This is a genomic window from Actinoplanes sp. NPDC051343 (assembly GCF_044455125.1).
Classification (GTDB): domain Bacteria; phylum Actinomycetota; class Actinomycetes; order Mycobacteriales; family Micromonosporaceae; genus Actinoplanes.
This window is the reverse complement of record NZ_JBITEL010000056.1, coordinates 1-1,372: the sequence shown is the minus strand read 5'-3', so window position 1 is coordinate 1,372 and position 1,372 is coordinate 1. Positions and strand designations below refer to the sequence as shown.

1 protein-coding gene is annotated in these 1,372 nt (G+C 65.2%); it reads right to left on the bottom strand.

What is annotated here, in order from left to right; all coding sequences use genetic code 11:
• Positions 1–138: 138 nt before the first annotated feature.
• Positions 139–1,317 (bottom strand): IS701 family transposase, encoded by a 1,179-nt coding sequence (locus ACIA5C_RS48630; protein WP_396068205.1) that lies wholly within the window; start codon positions 1,315–1,317, stop codon positions 139–141.
• Positions 1,318–1,372 lie beyond the last annotated feature (55 nt).

Sequence of the window (1,372 nt, the reverse complement as noted above, 5' to 3'; positions counted from 1 at the left end):
CCTAGTACTGCAACGGCACTTAAGTTGATCTTCTGCGCCAGTGGGATAGTTCGGCTTGTCGTTGTCTGCGTCGTCGGAAGCGTGACCAGCTGACGACGTGGTCGTTGTCCGGGTGGTGGCTGTCGAGCAGCCGAGCGATTAGCCGGCGGGCTTCCGGGACGCTGATGGGTACGAGGTCGTCGTGGTCGGGGCTGGTTCCCCTTTTTGCTGCTCGGCGGCGCGGATCACGGCGAGCCAGGCCAGTGCGAGCATCGACAAGGTGATGTGGGCGTACCAGCCGCGCCAGGTCCGGACTTGATAGTCGTCCAGGCCGGCTTCCTGCTTGGCTTGCTTGAAGCATTCCTCGACCGGCCAGCGCCGTCCGGCGACCCAGATCAGCGTGGCCAGGGTGGTGCGCCGGGGTGCGTAGCAGATGTAGTAGGCGATCTCGGTCGGGTCGCTGATGCTGCGCCGGGCCAGGAGCCAGTGGCCGCGGCCCGGCCGCCAGGAGGGACGGATCGCGACTTTGGCCCAGTCGTAGAGGCGTGGGCCGTGGGCGCCGTCGCCGCAGGACATCCGTTTCCATGCCGAAGTCGGCAGCCCAGCGATGATGTCGTCGGCTCGGCCGTAGCCGATGTCGCGAGCGGATACGTCGTCGTTGCAGCGGGTCGCGACCACGTGGAACACGTCGCGTTCCTCGAGCCAGACGCGGATGTATTTGACCTGGCCGAACGCTTCGTCCGCGGTGAACCAGGTGAACGGCACGTCCGCGTCAACGGCGCGTTGCAGCATGTCCAGAGCCACGCTGGGCTTGGTCTGGAACTCGGTATCGTCGGGGATCCGGGCCTGCCGGCAACGATCGCGGTCACTGGTCCACGACTCCGGTAAATACAGGTGCCGGTCGATCAAGGCGTGTCCGGCCGGAGCGACGTAAGCCAGGAACGTGCCGATCTGGCAGTTGTCCTTCTTGCCGCTCGTGCCGGTGTATTGCCGCTGCACACCTGCCGAGAGCAGCCCTTTCTTGATGAACCCGGTGTCGTCGATGACCAGTACCGCCCCGGTATGCCCGAGCCGGTCGACCACATAGTTCCGGATGTCGTCACGCACTGCGTCGATGTCCCAGTCCGCGCGGCGCAGCAACCGTTGCATCCCGTCCGGGCTTACCTCACCGGCGTGCTCCGCCAGGGTCCAGCCGTTCTTGCGTTCCAGCCCAGCAACCAGACCACTGACATACCGCGCTGCCCGCTCACGCGGCTCCGACCTGCCGAAACGCGGACCAACCCTATCCAGCAGCCCATCCAGCTCGGCCTGCCACGACTCGACATCAACGTAAGTCACGAACAGTCAACGCGACCAGAAGCCAACCGATACGCATGTGCCGTTGCAGTACTAG